Annotated in this window: 12 protein-coding genes; 9 read left to right on the top strand and 3 right to left on the bottom strand. The window is 41.1% G+C overall.

Annotation, left to right across the window (positions count from 1 at the left end):
* Nucleotides 1–28: 28 nt before the first annotated feature.
* Nucleotides 29–889 carry a helix-turn-helix domain-containing protein gene (locus tag EWE74_RS11805; protein WP_130141738.1) on the bottom strand — a complete coding sequence of 287 codons (861 nt, stop codon included), beginning with the start codon at nt 887–889 and terminating at the stop codon, nt 29–31.
* A gap of 322 nt (nt 890–1,211) precedes the next feature.
* Between EWE74_RS11805 and EWE74_RS11810 the strand changes: the two genes are divergently transcribed.
* The 8 genes from EWE74_RS11810 to EWE74_RS11845 all read left to right on the top strand — a co-directional run bounded on the left by EWE74_RS11810 (nt 1,212) and on the right by EWE74_RS11845 (nt 15,839).
* Nucleotides 1,212–1,616, top strand: coding sequence for an L-rhamnose mutarotase (locus tag EWE74_RS11810; protein ID WP_130141739.1), 405 nt, complete (start codon nt 1,212–1,214; stop codon nt 1,614–1,616).
* Between the two features lie 194 nt (nt 1,617–1,810).
* Nucleotides 1,811–3,445: an alpha-L-fucosidase gene (locus EWE74_RS11815; protein ID WP_130141740.1), complete on the top strand. Its 1,635-nt coding sequence runs from the start codon at nt 1,811–1,813 to the stop codon at nt 3,443–3,445.
* 146 nt (nt 3,446–3,591) lie between these two features.
* Complete coding sequence (locus EWE74_RS11820) at nt 3,592–6,654, top strand: SusC/RagA family TonB-linked outer membrane protein (RefSeq protein WP_130141741.1); 3,063 nt, start codon at nt 3,592–3,594, stop codon at nt 6,652–6,654.
* A 19-nt stretch (nt 6,655–6,673) separates the two neighbouring features.
* On the top strand, nt 6,674–8,293 hold the full coding sequence (locus tag EWE74_RS11825; protein WP_130141742.1) for a RagB/SusD family nutrient uptake outer membrane protein: 1,620 nt from the start codon (nt 6,674–6,676) through the stop codon (nt 8,291–8,293).
* A gap of 150 nt (nt 8,294–8,443) precedes the next feature.
* Nucleotides 8,444–11,563: a SusC/RagA family TonB-linked outer membrane protein gene (locus tag EWE74_RS11830; protein WP_239018640.1), complete on the top strand. Its 3,120-nt coding sequence runs from the start codon at nt 8,444–8,446 to the stop codon at nt 11,561–11,563.
* Between the two features lie 2 nt (nt 11,564–11,565).
* Nucleotides 11,566–13,455, top strand: a complete 1,890-nt coding sequence (locus tag EWE74_RS11835; RefSeq protein WP_130141743.1) for a RagB/SusD family nutrient uptake outer membrane protein — start codon at nt 11,566–11,568, stop codon at nt 13,453–13,455.
* A gap of 19 nt (nt 13,456–13,474) precedes the next feature.
* The gene (locus tag EWE74_RS11840) at nt 13,475–14,650 is read left to right on the top strand and encodes a DUF5000 domain-containing lipoprotein (RefSeq protein ID WP_165384700.1); all 1,176 of its coding nucleotides are present in this window, start codon (nt 13,475–13,477) and stop codon (nt 14,648–14,650) included.
* A 1-nt stretch (nt 14,651) separates the two neighbouring features.
* Nucleotides 14,652–15,839 (top strand): DUF4998 domain-containing protein, encoded by a 1,188-nt coding sequence (locus tag EWE74_RS11845; RefSeq protein WP_165384701.1) that lies wholly within the window; start codon nt 14,652–14,654, stop codon nt 15,837–15,839.
* A 213-nt stretch (nt 15,840–16,052) separates the two neighbouring features.
* Here the strand turns inward: EWE74_RS11845 and EWE74_RS11850 are convergent, their stop codons facing one another.
* On the bottom strand, nt 16,053–17,495 hold the full coding sequence (locus EWE74_RS11850; protein ID WP_130141746.1) for an arabinose isomerase: 1,443 nt from the start codon (nt 17,493–17,495) through the stop codon (nt 16,053–16,055).
* Nucleotides 17,496–17,607: 112 nt separating this feature from the next.
* On the opposite strand from EWE74_RS11850, the gene EWE74_RS11855 reads away from it, so the two are divergent.
* Nucleotides 17,608–18,504 (top strand): helix-turn-helix domain-containing protein, encoded by an 897-nt coding sequence (locus EWE74_RS11855; RefSeq protein ID WP_130141747.1) that lies wholly within the window; start codon nt 17,608–17,610, stop codon nt 18,502–18,504.
* Nucleotides 18,505–19,579: 1,075 nt separating this feature from the next.
* Here EWE74_RS11855 and EWE74_RS11865 read toward each other — a convergent pair.
* Entirely contained in the window at nt 19,580–22,447 is a 2,868-nt protein-coding gene (locus EWE74_RS11865) for a glycoside hydrolase family 2 protein (protein ID WP_130141749.1), read from the bottom strand.
* Between the last annotated feature and the right edge of the window lie 81 nt (nt 22,448–22,528).

Consider the following 22,528-nt stretch of genomic DNA (forward strand, 5'->3'; position numbering starts at 1 on the left):
GATCTAAATAATAATAAGTTGGCGGGTACTACATCTCCAATCGCTTTCTATAATTTGTTGGGTTCTCACCGGTGAGCTTTTTGAAAAGCCTATTGAAATAGGAAACGTTTTCAAATCCTAATTGAAAAGCCAATTCTTGTACGCTATAATTCTGAAGTAGCATCATTAATTGTGCTTTTTCGATCTTTTTTTGATTTATATATTTTCCCGGAGTACAGTTTAGTTGTTTTTTGAATAAGCGTATGAAATGATCCTTTGTAAGGAAAGACATCTCTGCCAACTGATCAATGCCGATCGGGGTATGGATATTACTATGTATGTATTCGAGAACCCTTGCCATCCGCTCGTCAACATTTGGCATTTTTTGAGTTGCGAAAGCAAAGAAGCGAGAGATTAACTGTTGGATAATACCGTGACTTTCCAATTCAAGTGCAAGTGGTGTATGTCCCTGCATGGCAATGTTTTTTATAAGCTCCGTTGAGTTATCATAGGCATCCGGATCATAAAATGACAACTCCCTACCTGGGTTAATAGCATAAAGACGTTCTATCAAATCCAGGAGTAGCGAGTCTCCTTCGATTTCAATTGGAAAATTCAACTGGTCAAACACGCTCGATTTCTTTTCCAACGTCTCATAAATATGGATATAGTATAGACAAAACTCATCGCCACATTCATAACTATGAGGTGTGTATGAAGGTGTCAGATAAAGATGTCCTTCTTTTAATTGGTATTTGTTCCCATCCCGTTTTAGCCAAGCAGTTCCTTTCTTTACTACGTGAATACGGGTAAATGGACTGTTTATGTTTTTCCAATTCCAATCGGCATGATGTTCTGCATATCCAATATTCAGTAAAATGAAATCCAACTGATACTTCTCTTTTCGCAAGACTCCTCCTTTTTTATCCTTGGTATATTCTGCTATAATCCGACACCTACCTCCCCCTTATTTGTAACGGATTACAATATAAATATAGCTCTTTTTTTTTCTTCTTGTCCACACGTCACCTATAAAAAAGTCGATATCGTTGAACTTTAAATCGATTCTTGCAAAGAAAATTCCTCCATGAGGGTTTAGTTTTGGTTTGTTGTAAACCTGATATCAATTTAATCAGTGAGGTATATAATATAGTGGATTATATCATAGATAAACTAAACAAATCCTAATAAATATCTACTTAAGCTCTAAATAAAAAAGAATTTAACACAATATGGAAGTCATAAAAACTAAAGTAGGCTACACTCAAAAAAAACACAATCAATCCGTAAAGAGATATTGTCAAACCCTAGATTTAATAGACGATTCACAAATGGTACAAGCGTATGTTGACGCCCATACGGAAACGAATCACTGGAAAGAAATTCGAACCGGGCTCAGAGATGTCGGAATATTAGAAATGGAGATATATATGCTGGGAAACAAGCTGTTTATGGTTATCGAAACGGGTTTAGACTTCGATTGGGACGCAGCCTTTTCAAAACTAGACACACTACCCAGACAAGCCGAATGGGAGAATAAGATGTCTTTTTTTCAACGTTCAAATGGAAAAACATCAAGTGAAAAGTGGCAGTTAATGGAAAGAATATTCTGTCTTTATGATTCCGACGGTGAGTAATGCCCAATGATTCCCATCGAAATAGCGATAAATCGATAAAGTGTAATGTTTTGTCGATAACGTGATTGGAACAGTGATGGCAATTAATTTAACTTTGTTTATTAAATGATAAGCAACCTTTTGTAAGCCGGGTGATCACATTTATTTTTAGCTGATGGTCGTTCGACAACGCAATGTTTAAACGTATAGTTATTATGAATAGAAGAACCGTAATTAAGATGTTAGGCGCCACCATACCTGCGCTGTATTTAAGTAAGAATAGTCTTGGAATGAGTACTTGGGGAAAGGTGCCGTTTAAACCCGATTGGTCATCTTTGGAAAACTATCGTGTACCAGACTGGTTTCGAGATGCAAAGTTCGGCATCTGGGCGCACTGGGGGCCTCAGTGTCAACCCGAAAGAGGAGATTGGTATGCTCGCGGCATGTATGAGGAGGGCTCTGATCAATACAAATACCATGTTGAAAAATATGGACATCCATCGACTTTTGGATTTAAAGATGTCATCAATGAGTGGAAAGCCGAAAAATGGGACCCAGAAGCGCTCATGGATTTATACAAAAGAACAGGGGCTCAGTACTTTATGACTTTAGCCAATCACCATGATAACCTTGACCTGTACGAAAGTAGTCATCATAAGTGGAATAGTATCAACGTTGGACCAAAAAAAGATATCGTGCTCGGATGGGAGAAGGCCGCGAAAAAACGAAGACTCCGATTTGGTGTCAGTGTCCATGCCGCACACGCCTGGACGTGGTATGAAACGGCTCAACGCTCTGATAAACAAGGATCACTAAGAGGTGTCCCCTACGACGGAAAGCTGACCAAAGCTGACGGCAAAGGAAAGTGGTGGGAAGGATACGATCCACAAGAGTTATATGTTCAAAATCACCCATTGAGCAAAGGAAGTGAAGAGGGGCATACTATACACAGGCAATGGCATTGGGATATCGACACAGGTGTCAGTATTCCATCAGCGTCGTACTGTGAAAATTTCAAAGATCGAACGTTAGAACTTATCGATAAATACAATCCTGATGTTGTTTATTTTGACGATACAGCTCTGCCGCTATGGCCTATTAGCAATGTCGGATTGGAAATTGCCGCACACTACTACAATAAAAGTATGAAGCATAATAAAGGGAAAGTAGATGTAGTAATCAATGGCAAGATATTAAATGAACAGCAACGTAAATGTATGGTGTGGGATATCGAAAGAGGACAAAGCAATAAAATTGAACCTGAACCTTGGCAAACATGTACCTGTATTGGGGCATGGCATTATGATCGACGTATTTATGACAATAACCACTATAAGTCTGCAAAGACTGTAGTGCATATGCTGGTAGATGTAGTGAGCAAAAATGGAAATCTGCTATTAAGCGTTCCGTTAAGAGGAGATGGATCCTTAGACGATAAGGCTAGAAACGTGGTTGAGGGAATAGCTTCTTGGATGAGTATAAATTCGGAATCTATCATAGGGACCAGACCATGGCATACTTTTGGAGAAGGACCTGCGCAACAGGATGCGCCGGAGCTACACGCGCAAGGATTCAACGAGGGGCGAGGCAAGCCGTTCACCAGTGAAGACATAAGGTTTACAAAAAAAGGAGATGTTTTGTATGCCGTCATTATGGGAAAACTTGATAAAGAAAGTGTGAAGATAGTTTCTTTGGCTAAAGGAACAACTAACAAGAAAACCGTAAAAAAAGTAAATATATTAGGTTACAAAGGAGATCTTTCTTTTGTGCAAGATCATAATGGTTTGATCGTTAGAATACCAGAAGCAGTTCCTCGAGACGATATCGGTGTTGTTTTGAAAATTTCTTAATATAAACCTAGAGACTGACATGATGAGCAGTATGCTAATTGTCAGCTCTACATTCTTTCCATCATTGATACTTTTTCTAGTGCTGGATTTATCACTAGGAATAGGTAATACCACGTACTTCTTTTAATACCAAAAAAGACTAAAAAATGATTACCAATTTTAAACGATATAGCCATATCAAATGGCACCGTATTGTCGCTATTCTACTCCTAACATTCGTGCAAAATCTGTATGGACAGCAATACAAATCAATCTCTGGTTTCGTAAAAAACGAAAAGGGAGAACCCATGGTTGCTGCAACAGTATTGATAAAGGATACAAATAAGTCGACATCAACTGACCAAAGAGGAGTTTTCACACTTCAATATGAACTTTCAGGTTCGCCGGGTATCCTTTCTGTTACTTTCGCTGGCTACAAACCAGTTGAGTTGAGGATTGGAGATCAAAGCTTTTTTAATATAGAAATGTTACCCGTAACGGAAGGTTTGGAAGAAGTGGTTGTTATCGGCTATGGGACGGAAAAGAAGGTGAATCTTACGGGAGCGGTTTCATCCGTTTCTGAAAGAGACATCGAAAATAGACCCATTACACAGGCATCTCAAGCATTAGCAGGTCTCGCAACGGGTGTTACGGTCTCACAGGGAGCCGGAAGACCGGGGAATGACGGCGCATCTATAAGAGTCCGGGGAATCGGAACATTTTCCGGAGCCGGAAATGATCCGTTAGTACTCATAGATGGTTTGGCTGCCTCAATAAATGATATTGATCCCAATAATATAAAGAGCATATCTGTGTTAAAAGACGCCGCCTCGGCATCAATTTATGGAACTCGAGCTGCGAATGGTGTTATTTTAGTTGAAACAAAAAAGGGTAGTAGCGGGAGATTGAAGGTGAACTATAATAATACATTAGGGGTACAGAAAGTGACAGAGCTACCTGATTTCATGCGCTCTGTGAATTATGCGGAGCTGTTTAATGAGGCAAATGTCAACATGGGACGTGCATTGAGCTATACGGATGAGGAAATTGAGAAATTTCGTTCGGGCATCGATAGCGATAATTATCCAGATGTGCCGCACCTTAAAAACCTGTTAACCTCGGGTTCTGGCTTTCAAACAAATCATAATCTGGGATTTTCCGGAGGCTCCGATAAATCTACCTATCTTTTCTCTCTTGGATACTTAAATCAAGATGGGATTGTTGCCAAAAACAATTATCAGCGCTATAACTTTATGTTAAATTTTACCGGCGATATACTTGACAACCTAAAGCTGAATGTCAACATAAACGGAAATACGGCGACAACTAAAGAACCGAAACATTTTGATGGCGATATGATGCACATGATTGGCTTTGCAGTTCGGCAAGGACCAATTTATGCGGGCAGGAAAAGTGATGGAACATACGGGTATCAGGATAATTATAGTCCCGAAGCATGGATGGCTAGCGAATCTTTTATTAATCGAGCAAACAAATTTTTCCTAGGGGGAGCGGAATTAGCTTGGGAAATAGTCCCTGGGCTAACCTGGAGCGGCAAAGCAGGATATAACTATTCAAATTACACAGATAACAGCTTCACCTCAGATTTCGTTTTCGATGAAAACAAAAAGGTTGGACCAAATAATCTAAATGTTTCATCAGGAGATAACTCACTAATTACCCTACAGTCTTTATTGACGTTGGACAAACGGTTTGGAACCCATACGTTAAATCTTTTAGGTGGGTATTCGGAAGAAAGGAATCGTTCAGATTGGATGTCCGCTTTTAGGGATAATTTCCCTAGTAATCTTTTGCATGAACTGAATGCGGGCGCTGCATCGAATATGCAATCCTCAGGATCGGGTGCAGAATGGGCTTTACGATCTTTCTTTGGACGGGCAAAATATAACATTGATGATCGTTATCTCTTTGAAGCCAATGCCAGGTATGATGGTACTTCCAGATTTCCGGCAGCTGGTAGATGGGGCTTTTTCCCATCTATTTCCGGAGCTTGGCGTATTTCCGAAGAACAATTCTTCAAAGAAAATATTCGCGGCATTGACAATCTGAAGATACGGGCATCATGGGGAAAGTTAGGAAACCAGAATATAGGTAACTATCCTTATCAGAATGTTCTAAGCTTAGGATACGGTTATCCTATTGGGGATGTTCTCGCGCCGGGTGCACGCCTCGTCAATCTGGCCAACGACGGAATCACTTGGGAAACGACCACCGTCACGGATGTGGGACTGGATATGTCGATATTAAATGGCAAGCTTGATTTCGTAATAGATTATTTTGATAAATATACGGATGATATCCTTTATAATTTGACGGTTTCCAGTGTGCTGGGCTTAACTCCATCAGAGGTCAATGCGGCAGCCGTCCGGAATCGAGGCTTTGAGTTTATGGCTCAGTACAATACACAGATAGGCAAGGTTGGCATGTCGATTAGTCCCAATTTTTCTTACACGCATAACCGTATAGAAAAACTGACCGGTGGTTTACAACAGGACATCGGGAAAGGATTGTTTGTTGGGAGTTCTATAGGTGCTATATACGGATATCGGGCAGACGGACTATTTATAAATGACGACGATATAGCGAAATATCCAGGGCAGCCGTATTCAACCGAACCCGGATTCGTACGCTATGCCGACATCAGTGGTCCTGACGGTGTTCCTGACGGAATTGTAGACCCTACCTATGACCGAGAAATAATAGGGAATACTGCTCCTAGGTATAGTTACGGAGCAACGGTTAATCTCGATTACAAAGGTTTCGATTTTTCTATTTTGCTACACGGCCTAGCTGGATTTTATCGTCAAATGGGAGCATATCAAGCGTTTGCATTCTACAACGGTGGACAAATTCAAAAATGGCAAGCTGACAATAGGTGGTCGCCGGAAAATCCTGATCCCAACGCGGAATACATAAAACTGACCAGTCTGAATATGGGTTCGGGAACAATCATGACTTCAACGTTCTGGAATAGAAATGCATCGTTCATTAGACTGAAGAATCTTCAATTTGGTTACTCGTTTCCAGAGGAGTTGACCAGAAAAATGAATGTATCAAAACTTAGAGTATTCTTCAGCGGACAAAATCTGTTTTCAGTCAACAGCTTTTATAAAGGATGGGACCCGGAAATGAATCAAGGGACGGGTGACAATACGCCTTTCTATCCGATCACTGCAGTGTATACTTTGGGACTGAACATCAATTTTTAAGGACATTTATCTAACAATCATGAAATTGAAAAACATTTACATCATTACCCGTTCATCGATATTGTTGCTGGCAGCGATTGTTACCAGCTGCAGCAAGGATTTCTTTGAAAAATATCCGCTGGATGCTGTTTCTGATAATACATTTTGGAATACAGAAAATGACGCGCTACTCGCATTAATGGGATGTTATAATACAGGAGCCTTCTGGAAAGGCGAAGATTTCTGGACGCCACGAAGTTTACTATATCTCGATTTAATGGCTGGAAACGGCTCGGAAAAAGAATTAATTCCCGACCGAGTGACTGACGGCACCGTGAATTCTGCATACGGGTTGATTGCATCATACTGGGCCAATTCATATCAAAAAATTACAGCATGTAACAATTTTCTGGATCATATCGATCAGGTTTCTATGGATGAAACTGAAAAAGAAATTATGGTTTCTGAAGTCCGTACGCTGAGAGCCTACGAATATTTTAACCTTGCTTTGTACTACGGAGGAGTACCTTTGATAACAAAAGTACTAACAATAGAAGAAGCAAACAACGTCGAGAGAGCCACAAAGGAAGAAGTTTGGTACTTTGCAGAAAAAGAACTTTCCGAAAGTTATCCTAGCTTGCCTATTACAAGACCTGCTGGTCAAGAGGGACGGATTACTGCAGGAGCTTCTTTGGCGATATTGGGACGACTTCTTATGGCTGAGGAAAAATGGGATGCTGCGGCTGACGCCTATAAAACAATTATCGACGCAAACGTCTATACGATAAACCCTGAATTTCTATCTCTTTTCCAATTAGGTAACGGTGGTGGAAAAGAAGTCATTTTGAGCTCTCAATACAAAGAAGATGTCTATGGACATGTTATGCCGCAATATCTTTATCCGGAGACATGGGGAGGTTGGCATCAGTTTTCTCCATATAATGAACTAGTCAAAACTTTTGAATGTATAGATGGCCAAACGATTGAACAATCGCCGTTATACGAGATACATAACCCATATGAAAACAGGGATCCTAGATTGGATTATACTGTATTGATTTCTGATAGATCAGTGTTTAAAGGACAGACATATATTTCCCGTCCAGGAACATCCTCTCCTGATCGTTTTAACCGGTATAACTGGAGCGGGTATGCTATCCGAAAATTTATGGATGATTCGTTTGACGGAAACCTTATGAACTATGGTGCAAACTGGCCGCTTATTAGATATGCAGAAGTTCTACTTGGCTATCTTGAATCCAAGATTGAAGCAGGCGACGTAATTGACAGATCCCTGTTGGACCAAACCATAAATAAGGTGCGGAGTAGATCAGATGTTAATATGCCTCCTGTCACTACAACCGAACAAGCCGAGCTTCGGGCTGCTATCAGAAGAGAGCGGAGAGTAGAGTTTGCATTCGAAGGTCTCCGGTATTTTGATATCCTACGCTGGGGTATAGCCGGCAAGGAACTGAACCGGCAATTTACGGGGATGAAATTGACCAACGAGCCTGCCAGTTATACAGATTTCGACGTTGACGAAGACGGATATCTTATTTATCAAAAACGGGCTTTTAAAAGCGGCGTAAATGAACTGTGGCCTATTCCTTTATCGGAATTACAGATCAATAGCCGTCTGAGGCAGAACCCCGGATATTAATCCGGGTGCTTCTCTAATATATTAGTTTAGTCGTCAGAGCTTTTAACCCCCAATTAACAGCTCCAATGGCCGATAAAGCTATCAAATTAACTAATTAATATAAACCATATGATACGTAAAAAGCACCTTAACAACATAAAGTTCGTAAGGATGATCTCATTCATGTTGTTGATATTTGGCTTAAGCAATGCTGCCAAGTCGCAACGTATTACTATCTCCGGAACCGTAAAAGATAGTACTCAGGTTTTAGGAGGTGTAACCGTTAGCGTACAGGGAACGGGGACATCAACCCATACGGATACCTCAGGTGAGTACGCGATCGTTGCATCAGAAGGAAACATACTGACCTTTACCTCTGTTGGATATCAAACCAAAGCAATACCCATTTCTGATTACAGCCGATCTCCGACAGGAGAATACAAAATTGATGTTATATTGGCTCGGGTATCCTCAGATTTAGAAGAGGTGACTGTCGTGGCATTCGGAACTCAAAAGAAATCAAGCATGGTCAGCGCTATTGAGACCGTAAATCCAGCGGAACTAAAGGTTCCTTCCAGTAATCTTACCACAGCTTTAGCCGGACGTATAGCGGGAGTAATTGCTTACCAACGAAGTGGCGAACCGGGACAGGACAATGCATCGTTTTTTATCAGGGGAGTAACCACGTTCGGTTATAAAGTCGACCCTTTAATTTTGATCGACAATATTGAGGTGAGCTCCACGGAATTGGCTCGGATGCAACCGGATGATATCGAAAGTTTCTCTATCATGAAGGATGCTACTGCGACAGCATTGTACGGTGCAAGGGGCGCGAATGGTGTTATTTTAATTACAACGAAAGCTGGTAAAGAGGGTCCTGCAAGGATATCATTGCGATTAGAAAATTCCATTTCAGCCCCTACTACACAGATTAAGCTGGCAGATCCGATAACTTATATGCAACTAGCCAATGAATCCGTGCTTACCCGTAACCCACTTGGATCTCTGCCCTACTCCCAAAATAAAATCGATCACACGATGAATAATACAAACCCTTATGTTTATCCGGCTGTAGACTGGGAGGATGTTCTGCTAAGGGATTATACGATGAACCAGCGTTACAATTTTAGTGCAAGCGGAGGGGGACAAATTGCTCGTTACTATATAGCAGGAACAATGAACCAAGATAACGGGATTTTGAAAGTTGATAAACGTAACAACTTTAATAGCAACATTAACCTCAAGTCCTATCAGTTGCGTTCGAATGTGAACTTAAATATGACACCGTCTACAGAAGTTATCGTTCGATTATCGGGTAGTTTTGATGATTACCGAGGTCCCATTGATGGCGGGGCGGGTATGTATACCAAGATTATGAGGTCTAGTCCCGTAGATTTTCCTGCATATTTTCCTGCAGAACTGATGCCAAAAACGAATCATATTCTGTTCGGGAACGTTGAAGGAGCATCCCTGATCAACCCCTATGCTGATATGGTGAAGGGGTATAAAGATTACTCTAAGTCTCTAATGAATGCGCAGTTTGAATTAAAGCAGGATTTACGAAGTTGGACAAAAGGACTGAGTTTACGAGGGTTATTCAATACCTCGCGTTACTCATTTTTCGATCTTAACCGTAGCTACAACCCTTTTTTCTATCGGGCGTCAGGATACAATAATCTCACTGAAACTTACTCTTTGGCTCTCTTAAATGAAACGGCAGCTACAGAATACTTAGATTATAATGAAGGTGCAAAAGATATAAATACCACCGTATATATGGAAGGTGCAATCAATTATATTAATAATTTTGCAGACAAACATGATATTAGCGGACTATTGGTGTATATCCGCAGACAGCAACTATTTGCCAACCAAGGATCCTTACAACAATCACTTCCGTATAGAAACCAAGGGATATCGGGAAGATTCACATACGGATATGACAACCGCTATATGCTCGAAGCTAATTTCGGTTTCAACGGTTCAGAACGCTTTTATAAAACGGAGAGATACGGATTCTTTCCTGCGGCTGGTGCAGGGTGGTATATCTCCAATGAAGCTTTTTGGAAACCACTTGAAAATACGGTCAATAAATTAAAGCTTCGCGCAACTTATGGTATAGTTGGAAATGACGCTATTGGGGGACCAGATGACCGCTTTTTTTATCTTTCCGAAGTAAATATGAATGACGATGCGAGAGGAGCAACATTTGGTGAGCGATTTAACTATTATCGTCCCGGGATCACGGTAAACCGATATGACAATCGTTTGATTACATGGGAGCGCTCAAAAAAGCTGAATACGGGTGTCGAATTAGGGCTTTTCAATGCTGTGGAAATACAGGCAGATTATTTTCATGAAATCAGGGATAATATTTTGATGGACAGGGCAGCGATCCCGACGACAATGGGACTTTCAGCAGGCGTTCGAGCAAATGTTGGAAAAGCTAAGGCCTATGGGATGGACATTTCCGCAGATTTTAATAAGTCATTTGGTGATTTATGGATACAGATGCGGGGAAATTTCACCTATGCCCGAAGCGAGTTTCTGGAATATGAAGAGCCTGAATACATTGAGCAATATAAACTTAGGCCAGGGAATTCCATCAATCAAGTGTTTGGATTAGTGGCAGAGCGCCTTTTTGTTGACGAATTTGAAGTTGAGAATGCTCCCAGACAGAATTATGGCGAGTATATGGCCGGAGATATCAAATATAGAGATATTAATAGAGACGGTCGAATCACTGACCTGGACCAGGTCCCCATAGGTTACCCAACGGTGCCCGAAATTATTTATGGCTTTGGCTTTTCAACAGGAATGAAAGGTTTTGACTTTTCTGTCTTCCTACAAGGATCCGCTAGGTCATCTTTTTGGATTGATCCGTATGCTACGGCTCCATTTGTACCCTATAATTATCCCGGCGAAACGCTGGGCGGAACACAGAATGCGCTGTTAGATGTTTATGCCCAAAATTATTGGTCGGAGAGCAATAGAAACTTATACGCCATTTGGCCAAGATTAAGTAATACGGTTAATAATAACAATACACAAACAAGTACTTGGTTTATGCGTAATGGAGCATTTCTGCGCTTAAAAACAGTGGAATTCGGCTATAGCCTGCCAGAGAACTTAACATCACGCTTCCAGTTGGGGATGGTTAGAGCGTATTTTAGCGGAATAAATTTAGCCAATATTAGCGGTTTCAAGCTGTGGGATATTGAAATGGGAGGAAACGGGTTAGGATATCCCGTGCAGCGTGTATTGAATTTAGGTTTACAAATTGGATTTTAGACATGAAAAAGTCAAGATTGATATGGACAATTTTAGTGTTTACACTAGTTGCTTGTAAGGATTACCTCGATATTGTTCCGGATAATGTAGCGACAATCGATAATGCATTCACAAATAGAAACGAAGCGGAAAAGTTTCTTTTCACTTGTTATTCCTATCTTCCGCAAGAAAGCCACGTATATGAAAATCCGGCCTTGCTTGGAGGAGATGAGTTATGGACGTATTGGCCTATTACTGGGTTAAGTCGTCTGCCGTCCATACCGCAAGAAATTGCCCGTGGAAACCAAGGGATTGTAGACCCTTTACTGAACTATTGGGACGGAAACCAGGCGGGAAAACCGTTATTTAGAGCTTTACGCGACTGCAATATTTTTTTGGAGAAAATTGATCAGGCCGTCGATCTAGATCCCTTTATGAAAACAAGATGGATTGGGGAAGTCGAATTTCTTAAGGCCTATTATCATTTTTATCTAATGCGAATGTACGGCGCCATTCCCATTATCGATAAAAATATTCCCATCTCAGCAAGCAAAGAGGAGGTTCGCATCTACCGTAGACCTATAGATGAGGTCACGGACTACATCGTGTCCCTTATTGACAGTGCGGCCTTAAAGTTACCGGATCAAATCCAAAATAGAGCAACAGAATTAGGACATATCACTCGACCTATCGCGCTTGCTATCAAAGCTCGTGTCCTTGTTATGGTGGCAAGTCCACTGTTTAACGGCAATCCCGATTATAACAATATAGTAAACAATGATGGCATCGAATTATTTTCTCATGTTTCTGATCCTTCAAAATGGGAGAAAGCGCTTGCTGCTTGTGAAGAAGCAATTGTCGCTTGTGAGGACGTGGGTATAAAGTTATATAAGTTTTCAAATCTCCTAGTGGATATAAGCGACCGCCAACGTTTGGAGATGGATCTACGAAACGCATTGTGTGACCCTTGGAACGAGGAACTGATCTGGGGGTTTACGAATGGGACAGGATCAGGTATACAACTTCAGGCTATGCCTCGATTAAACCCCGCCTATCCAAGTAATGAGACGCCATTAGGGCAAATTTCTCCAACATTGTCCATCGCTGAGAGTTTTTATACCAGAAATGGTTTGCCTATTAACGAAGACCGAACATGGGATTACTCAGGACGATTTGCCCTCAAGACAGCAGGAAACAGTGAATTGGATTATATACAACAGGGATATACTACCGCTAGTCTACATTTTCAGCGCGAACCAAGATTCTATTCCAGTGTGGCGTTCGATGGCGCATTGTGGTATATGGAAAATGGTATCTGGCCCGTTCAAGCAAAATCAGGCCAACCTCAATCACGTAAATCTGCATTTGGGTATTCTATCACTGGTTACTTCCCGAAAAAATTAGTGAATTGGAAATTCGTTGTACAATCTGGACAGGCTGTTTCACAGGAACAGTATCCGTGGCCAATTATGCGGCTAGCAGACTTATATCTCTTGCACGCAGAGGCGGCTAATGAAGTATATGGACCAAGCGAAACCACTTTTAAGTATCTTAATATGGTCAGGGTACGCGCGGGAATACCGACGGTACAGGAATCTTGGACAAACTTTGCTAGATCTCCCTCAAAAATACAAGATCAAGATGGGTTGAGAGAAGTTATCTATCAGGAACGTGGAGCGGAACTGGCTTTTGAAGGGCATCGTTTCTGGGATCTTCGCCGGTGGAAAAAAGCAGCAGAAGAGCTCAATAAACCAATATATGGCTGGGATATTGAACAGGAGTATGCTGAAAACTATTATCGCAGAAAACTAATTTATAGTCAACGTTTTACTGCGCCTCGTGATTATCTATGGCCCATTAAAGAATATAGTCTAGTGGTTAATCCCAATCTGGTACAAAACCTAGGATGGTAAGAATTGAATAATGTATAAAATGAAAAATATATCTATCGCTGCAGCTATGTTCATTTGGTTAATAATGGGCTGCAAAGAAAATAAAATAGAACCGATTTATCCTGCTGGTGATGCCCCCGGTTTAGTTAAAGTAAGTAAAGTAGAAGCATTACCCGGAGCGGTAAAGGTAACGTACGAATTACCCAAAGAGCGTGATCTTCTTTATGTACTGGCAGAGTATACGGACAAATACGGCCGAAAGATTCAGAATAAGTCGTCAACCTATACCAATTCGATTACTATTGACGGGTTTGCTGATACAAGTACGTATAATTTATTGCTGTATGCTGTTACCCGTACGGAGATTCGTTCGGAACCAACAGATCTATCTGTAAAATGCCTCCTTCCGCCAGTTTATGTCGCAAGAAAAACGATGTCACTACAAGCTGATTTTGGTGGGATAAACGTGACTTTTGAAAATGTAGCTGAGACGCCATTGTCGCTTATCGTAGCCTACAAAGATGACCATGGTAATTATGTCGATAAAGAGACGTTCTATACGTCTGGGAAAATGGTATCATTAACAGCTCGAGGATTTGATTCAGAAGAAACCAATTTCGCAGTCTACCTACGGGATAGATGGAATAATAGAACGGACACGGTATTTGAGACATTAACACCAATTTTTGAAAAAGAATTGGATAAGAGTCGCTTCAGATCTGTAACGTTACCAACGGATGTTGCTGTAGGCTGGGGATTGCCAATATCAAACCTTTGGGACAATGTAATCGCTGCAGAAGGCTATATGTGGCACTCTACCGATGCTACGATGCCTATGCATTTCACATTTGATCTGGGTGTAGAAGCACAATTAAGCCGCTTTGTACTTTGGCAAAGACAGGGACAATGGATTTTTAATCACGGCAACCCGAAACGCTACGAATTGTGGGGTACGACTAATCCTCCTGTCAATGGAAGTTGGGATAACTGGCAGTTTTTAGCCTCGTGTATCTCGGAAAAACCATCTAAGCAGCCTTTGGGCTTAAATACCGCCGAGGATGTAGCAGCTGCTGCCCGTGGTGAAGAAACTAATATTGCGCTCGATGCTCCAAAAGTGCGCTATATCCGGGTAAAAATTTTAGAGCCATGGGTCGGACCGGGAGGACTAGCTTCTCACATTTCTGAAATGACATTTTATGGTAATGAAAATAATTGATATGAAAGCGATATTGTATGTATTAAATAAAGTGCTCCTACTCTGGGGTGTGTTTATGTTGTATTCGTGCACAAAGATGGATGATTACAAAAAATATTTTGATAAGGAAGAGATTATATATATCGGTAAACCTGATTCCCTGCAGATTTTTGCAGGACGGGAACGGGTTAAGCTACAGTGGTTAATAGTTTCTGATCCGAAAGTAAGCTCAGCAATGATATATTGGGCTAATAAAACGAAAGAGCGAAAAATAAACATCAAAAGAGGAACTAGTGTCGATACCGTTCAAACGATTATAGAAGACCTAAGCCAAGGGTTTCATAGCTTTGAAGTATGCACGATGGATGATGAGGGGAATCGTTCAATACCGGTTTATGCCTCAGGAATGGTATATGGAGAAAATTATGAGCAAAGTTTGCCCAACCGATCCGTTGAGGGAGCCAAATTTCAAATAGGAGGAAATACGTTTGTAAATTGGCTATTAGCCGACAGCACTTCTGTCGGCGTACGTTTGTCCTACAAAAATTTAGCAGGTGAAAATAAGACGTTAATTGTGAAAAACGATGAAACAATTACGGAACTCTATGGACAGGATCTGGGAACCGAGATCAAATATCAGACTATGTACAAACCGGACAGCTTATCAATAGATACATTTTATGCCTCGATAGTAACCATACGAGCAAATGAGATTATACTTCAAAATGGTGGAGGTCCGTTTCTTGGTACGGACATCTCCGGTCGATGGGGAAATTTAAAGGACTGGGATACAAACCAAGCAGCAAAAAATCATAACGGTGTCGGAGGATTCGATAATTTGGACAACAATGGCTATCTATCATTTGAATATTGGGGAACCCCTTCTATTATAAACGGGAAAATTTCACAAACACTTCAACTTCCTAAAGGTAAATATCGTTATGTTGCAACAGTTTCAAATATAGATTTCGAGTGCGAAGCAACATTTCTCGTCATTTCACTAGGTCAACAGCTTCCCGATGTTTCCGATATCGAACAAGCCTTAGGATATTTTCAACTGACAAACAATAGTTTAAATGGAAAGGATATAACGGTAAACTTTCAACTAGATACGGACCAAACCATAACACTCGGGTTCTTATCGACCATGTTAGACAATAACCCAACAGCTGTTAGAATTACTAAAGTAAGGATGTACATGGATGAATAGAATTGGTTGGCAGGAGGTTTATAGCTTTATCAAACGCAAAATAAGGACATTAAAACAAAAAGATATTTGTTTTTAATGTCCTTAGCATACTGTTGTTCTCAAAAGTAAGAGCGCAGCTTCTGCATCCATTCAGCAATCTACTGATGCCGGATATGATTACTGATGCAAGTATTCAAGAAATAGATGGTGTGCTCTACTACTATACACCGGCTATTAGCACACTTGACTAAAGCCCATACCGAATAAGGATGCAAGTTTTTTGATCTTCGAAGCAATATGCCCTGTTCCTACCGCACAATGATGTGCCGGACCATGACTATTCCAACTGTTTACAAATTGTCTCGCGCCGACAGAAAATTTGTATCTGCTGTTGCTATTGCCTATTTCTAAAATGGGGCCTGCTACCGAATATCCTTCCGCTATAAGAAATTCGAGAGATTTATTTTTTCCTTCAATTACAGAGAGAAGAGTGACTGGTCCGTTTTTAACAGACATCTCCACGGATAATCCCTTCCCTACTTTTCCATGGTATACCGTTAGTGGTTTGACCTTGGTCTTCCCTTCCGCTATCGCAATATGGCCTGGTCCATCATGCCCCATCAGCACAGCATCATCTTGATAGTCAATCGCATAGTATTCCGTAAACGAGCCACCAGCATGGAAGCTATCCATGATTTTCATCGCCTGCACGTTTTTGATTTCATATTCTCCAGCTACAGGAATACCATTGGCAGTCAACAAGCTATTGCCTAATATAATAGAACTTATGGTATCTTCATTAGCAGGGTTTCCTGAGCCTTTATAATAATAGGCTATTGATCCGAGTTTGTATTTAGACACGAGTTTATCTAGGGCAACAGAAGTGCGCGCTGCATCCATCAATGCTTCTGCAGAGCAGTCAGGTTGTATATCAAAATTTTTGACAAACTCCTCCATACGGTTGGTGATTGCCTTCTGCTCGATATCCGCTCGAAAAGCGGAGAGTTCATCAACCTCGATGAGTTCTATATGTCCACCGAATGTAGCATAGAGCTGTGTAAGGTCTGTATATATATCAAGCATTCCACTGTAGTAATGCCCCATACAGCCTAATCTATTGTTGGCCATAGTATGGCGTACTACAGCGGCTTGCACCCATTCATTGATCTCATTCCAACAATAATCATCATTGTATAGCATCCCCGTTACCTCATGGAATTGAATGCCAGTACGTTTAAATACATTGGCAATCTCTGGAACAGGACATGCTGAGCAATATTCCAACCATTTGCCTGTCATTTTGCGTCTGTCTCCTAATTGGTTGAACGCTACATAATCGATAGCAGGTGCAGGAGACAGGTTCAGAATGATGACGGGCACTTTGGCCTGTTGTACAACTGGCAGTACTGTAGATGATAGGGCATAAGTTGTTACGTGCAGAAAAATAAGATCGACACACTCTTCCCGAAAGTATCGTCCGGCAGCAAATGCTTTGTCGACGTTGTCGACTAAACCGATATTGAGAATATTGGGATGTACTTTGGTTAGACGTTCCTCCACAGATGAGAGATAGCCTTCAAGCTGTTCCTTTAGTCCATCAAACTGTGACCAGTACGTGTCTAGTCCGATTCCGAAAAGGCCAATTTTAACTGAGTTTTTAATTTGATTTTCTTTCATCAATCACTATGTTTATACAATAAATTTTTTACTGTTTGGATATCAAAACTATGGAGAAGTGGATAGAGCCGCTTGTAAAAAATGATATTTAATTTGTGTTTTTTGAACTATTATGGAAAGCTATACGAAATATCTACCTCTTAGTGGAGAAGATAGAATGTGGGGAGCTTCTGTCTTACATGTCGGATGCGGAACAATTAAACCTAGCGCTGTCTATCCGGCTCCCGATAGACATCCTGCACCCTACATTTTTAATTGGCACCAGGGACGGCTTCTCGACGAATATCAGCTCATCTATATTACACATGGTAAGGGGAGCTTTCAATCGGATAGCGTTAGTCTGACCACAGTGACCGCCGGTACGGTACTATTACTGTTTCCTGGTGAATGGCACAGCTATATCCCGGATCGTGAGGTAGGCTGGTGTGAATATTGGGTTGGTTTTGATGGTACAATGGTAGATGAACTTATGAAAAAAGGTGTTTTTGATAGGAATCAACCAGTTCTTCAGATTGGCATGCAAAGCCAAATGATTTATGCATTTGAAAATATTATGGAACATACAAAGTACGAATACACCGGATATCAGGCATTGGTAAGTGGAGCCGTAATTTATTTATTGGGGATGCTACAAATGGCCATTCGTCAACAGAGACTTAAATATGAAGGTCTTCATGATGAAATCATAACGAAGACAAAGGTTTTGTTAAGAGAAAGTATCTTTGAGCAGATTTCTATGGAAAGTATAACGGACCATTTGGATATTAGCTATGCTACTCTTCGCAAATTGTTTAAAAAATATACGGGTCTCTCTATGAAACAGTATAGTATACAGCTAAAGATTGATTATGCGAAAAATATGCTGACATATAGTGATAAGAATATCAAGGAGATTGCATACGAACTTCATTTTGATTCCATACAACATTTTTCAAAACAGTTTAAAGAAAAAGTTGGCATTCCTCCTCGTGAATATGAGAAGATACTCCATAATAAAAAAGTATCTTAAAACGCTACATAAATTATCCCTAATCGGTCAGGATATTTTCTTCAAGCATCACAAATTGGGTATTCTCTTTTTTCCCTCACGGTATGCCGAAATAGAAATAGAGCGTGCGGGATACCGGTTGACCCAAGACTGTCATTTCTCCCGCCGGACCATTTACGCCGGGTCAAAAAATAGCCCTTCCTCTTGCTTGGAGATAAAGCTGTTTGGCAAAAACATAAACCTTTCCTTTCAAAAGATGAAGTTGTCACGGCTAATAATGTTCCTGCTTTTCCAAAAGATGTTCCTATGTTGTCCATATATGAAGTTATTCTCCAGTAGGATATTCCCATTTCAGTGGAACGTAAAGCTGTTTTTACGGCAGATGAAGCTGACCTGCTCCGGGATGTACCTATTCCGGTTAAAAGTGTTCCCAATTGTCCGGCGGATGAAGCTGTTTCTGTATAAAGTGAAGTTAATCTATCTGGAGATGAAGTTGTTTCTCCTGACAGTGTAGCTGTTTTGGAAAAAGATAAGATTAATCTGTTCACAGATGAAGCTATTCTCGTAGAAGATAAAGCTGCTTTTGTAAAAGATGAAGTTGTTTTTGTAAAACATGAAGCTGATTTTTAGCTGCTGTTTTTACGTGCCAACACAAAAAAACAGCCCTATCGGCATCAAAAACCGTGATTTCAACCATTAAAATAGCTCAAATAGCATCTATAAAGGTTCAAAAACGCGCCAGAAAGTTTTTGGGAACGCCCCGAAAATTGGCGTGTTTTTGAACCTTTTGTGAAGATCTTTCTTTTGTGCAAGGTCATAGTGGTTTGATCGTTAGAATACCAGTAGCAGTTCCGCGAGATATCGGTGTTGTTTTGGAAATTGTTTGTTGTAATAAACAATTTTACCGAGAATTGTTTATTACAACAAACAGTTATGGAGACATTAATCGAATTATTCCAACGAAATATATTAGACCTTGCGTGTGGACGTCAAAAGCCGACTAAAAAAGTTGGCCAACATACTTGTTGACCAACCGAGCTAAACTTAACTAAACTAAAAACTAAAAGAGTATCTTAAAACGCTGCATAAATTATCCCTAATCGGTCAGGATATTTTCTTCAGGCATCACAAATTGGGTATTTTCTTTTTCCCCACGCGGTATGCCGAAGTAGAAATAAAGCGTGCGGGATACCGGTTGATCCAAGACGGTCATTTCACCCGCCGGACCATTTACGCCGGGTCTGTTGTTAATACCCATCGCCAATTTGGTTCCAACAGCGGGAATCGCATCTAAAAACGAGATATCACCTGCAGGAAGCTCGGGATAATGCTTCGGTCCGGAAATACCATAAAAATCAAATAAACGCAGGTACATATCCTCCTGGTCAGTCGCCACGAGAAACTTACCTTGCGTGGTGTTAAACTGCACCCAACTCACGTCCGAAAAATAGCCTTTAAATTCCGGAAACTCCCAAGGCCCGATCCCTGCCCTGGAGTCGTTATACATATTCTCCCACGTATTTAGGGTAACGCCTTGTAGCCGGTTTTTCCAAACACGATACGGTCCGTTACCCAACCATTTTGCCGTGATGATATAATTTTCCGGAAAATTAAAGCTCACCCCGGCATACGGACGTTTTCCATGCATGTCATAACGATAGTCCAATTTTAACCATCCATTAGGCAGCATCGTCCAACGTATATAATCCAATTGACCGTCAAAATCAAATTCTACCACCTTATTTTCGCCTGCCGAAGTTGTCTTTACCCCTTTCAAGGTATATTCCCCGTCAATCAAGAGCGGACCATCTCGGAAAGCCAGCTTCATGCTATACTCATTGGCTAAATCTGCCAACAAACCTGTTTCCTTGGCGATAAAGGCAGTAATACCATTGGCTTTCAACACATAGTGTACACTATCCTCTGTCAGTTCCACCGTAGTCGCCGTCTTGACAGGTAAGATATCTTTCGTAATAGCCGCATTATCCCGAATCCGCCAAGACCAAGTATATATTTCTTCGCCATGAGGATCAGTAGCTGTTAACCATAATGCGTCGTAAGCTTTCCAGTCTTCCGGCAGGTTAAGCTTTAAAGTTCCTTTTTCGGTTGGCTTTATAGCCGGCGCATTTAGGTCATATTCTTTTTCCGTCCGTATCCCATTAGCATCTGCATAGGGTGGCTGATAGCGAACCAACTTGTAGGCAAACGTACAGGCAGAAAGGTCGGTATGATGGTAACGATTTTCTACCTCGATGTTTCCATCGAAATCAGCCGGCAGTTTTTTCAACTTGATATGAACGGGCGAAAAAATCTCTTTTATCGCAAAGAAGCTCCCTTCCTTTTGGCGGTAAGGCCCTAAAATACCGTCCGGTGCATTTACCCGATTAACATCGATAGTCCCATTGAAATCCGTCCGTACAATCCCCTCATCGGCGAAGTTCCAGATAAAACCTCCTCCGCCAAGCTTCGCTTCCCAATGTAGCTCCCAGATGTCCGCTAATCCAGCTGCTGCCCCACCATCGTCCTGCGCATGCAAGAATTCTGTCGTCATATAGATATTTGGGCCTTCCAGTATTTTCTTTGTGGAATAATAATCTTCATAATGATTACCGTCTATACCGTTAATGGCATTTCCCGGCCGATGGTGGGCATGAATCACCGTTCGTGCAGACAAATCATACTTTGCGTATTCATCAACAAGCTCCTTGTTATGACCTCCCTCGTTGCCATTGCTCCACAATACAATAGACGGATGGTTTGCATCACGCATAACCATTTCTTTTACCAATTTCTTGCCAACAGGTGTTCCGTAAGCTTTTTGCCAACCAGCAAGTTCATCCAACACATATAGTCCTAGGGAGTCGCAGTAATCCAGAAACGATTTGTCGGGTGGATAGTGTGAACAGCGCACCGCATTCATATTCATTTCTTTGATGAGCTTCACATCGTTCAAATCCAATCTTGGATTGACGGAACGACCTGTTTCAGGCCACCATACATGGCGGTTTACACCTTTCATTTTCACCTTCACACCGTTTACATATATCCCGTCTCCCTGACGTACCTCAATCGTACGAAACCCGAAACGCTCTGTTGTTTGATAGTTTTCTCCGCGATCATTCTCTAGTGTAAAGACAGCATGGTATAAATGCGGTGTTTCTGCCGTCCATAAATCTGGTTGGCCCACACTTAGCGTTACTAATTTTACGGAATCGGAAGGTTGTAGCTTTACACTTTGTGTTCCTACAACATGCCCTTCTTTATCTTTTAGCATTACACGTAGGGTTGAATTTTCTTGAATATTCTCTACATAAACATTGCTCTTAAACGTCCCATCAGCTCTTGCGTCAATAGCTGTCCAAGCAATGTGTGCTTTGGGCGTTGCCTCCAAATATACAGGGCGGTATATCCCCCCAAAAATCCAATAGTCCGCTAAGCGTTCCGCATTATTTACAGAATTATCTGCTGACATCTTGGATACGATTGCTTCTAACGTATTCTCTTTGTCGAAGTGAACCTTGTCTGTAATATCATACTTAAACCGATAGAAAGAACCTTGATGGATATCACCGGCTGATTTCCCATTGATCTTTACCTCGGTATCCGTCATCGATCCTTCGAAAACGATGGATATCTTTTTGTTTTTCCAGTTTGCCGGCACCTCGAATGTATGCCGATAAATGCCTTTTTCTTCATGAAAACGAAAATTCTTACCGTAGGTCACGTAGTCGCGACCATAATTATAGGATCCGAAGCCCTGCTGTTCCCAATGGCTAGGTACTGCAATTTTTGACCACTTCCCGGCTTGTCTTCCGCCCGTGATCCAAAAATCCCACTCCACGGTATGTTCGTTATCGCTACCCGATAAATATTGTACTTCTTTTGCAACCTGTGCATAAACAGGAACGACAATGTACAGAAGAAGTGTGCAAATGATATATATATTAATTTTATGTGAAAACATAGGTTTAGTTCATTGTTTTTAAAAGCAGGGCTAAACTACAAAACAAAATAGGATTTTGCATCCTGCGGCGTCCTGTCACGT

It is taken from the genome of Sphingobacterium corticibacterium, assembly GCF_004208525.1.
Classification (GTDB): Bacteria; Bacteroidota; Bacteroidia; order Sphingobacteriales; family Sphingobacteriaceae; genus Sphingobacterium; species Sphingobacterium corticibacterium.

What these genes read in the sequence shown, in the direction of transcription:
- EWE74_RS11810 (WP_130141739.1), top strand. Translation starts at nt 1,212, where the DNA reads ATGGAAGTCATAAAAACTAAAGTAGGCTACACTCAAAAAAAACACAAT.
- EWE74_RS11815 (WP_130141740.1), top strand. Translation starts at nt 1,811, where the DNA reads ATGAATAGAAGAACCGTAATTAAGATGTTAGGCGCCACCATACCTGCG.
- EWE74_RS11820 (WP_130141741.1), top strand. Translation starts at nt 3,592, where the DNA reads ATGATTACCAATTTTAAACGATATAGCCATATCAAATGGCACCGTATT.
- EWE74_RS11825 (WP_130141742.1), top strand. Translation starts at nt 6,674, where the DNA reads ATGAAATTGAAAAACATTTACATCATTACCCGTTCATCGATATTGTTG.
- EWE74_RS11830 (WP_239018640.1), top strand. Translation starts at nt 8,444, where the DNA reads ATGATCTCATTCATGTTGTTGATATTTGGCTTAAGCAATGCTGCCAAG.
- EWE74_RS11835 (WP_130141743.1), top strand. Translation starts at nt 11,566, where the DNA reads ATGAAAAAGTCAAGATTGATATGGACAATTTTAGTGTTTACACTAGTT.
- EWE74_RS11840 (WP_165384700.1), top strand. Translation starts at nt 13,475, where the DNA reads ATGAAAAATATATCTATCGCTGCAGCTATGTTCATTTGGTTAATAATG.
- EWE74_RS11845 (WP_165384701.1), top strand. Translation starts at nt 14,652, where the DNA reads ATGAAAGCGATATTGTATGTATTAAATAAAGTGCTCCTACTCTGGGGT.
- EWE74_RS11850 (WP_130141746.1), bottom strand. Translation starts at nt 17,495, where the DNA reads ATGAAAGAAAATCAAATTAAAAACTCAGTTAAAATTGGCCTTTTCGGA.
- EWE74_RS11855 (WP_130141747.1), top strand. Translation starts at nt 17,608, where the DNA reads ATGGAAAGCTATACGAAATATCTACCTCTTAGTGGAGAAGATAGAATG.
- EWE74_RS11865 (WP_130141749.1), bottom strand. Translation starts at nt 22,447, where the DNA reads ATGTTTTCACATAAAATTAATATATATATCATTTGCACACTTCTTCTG.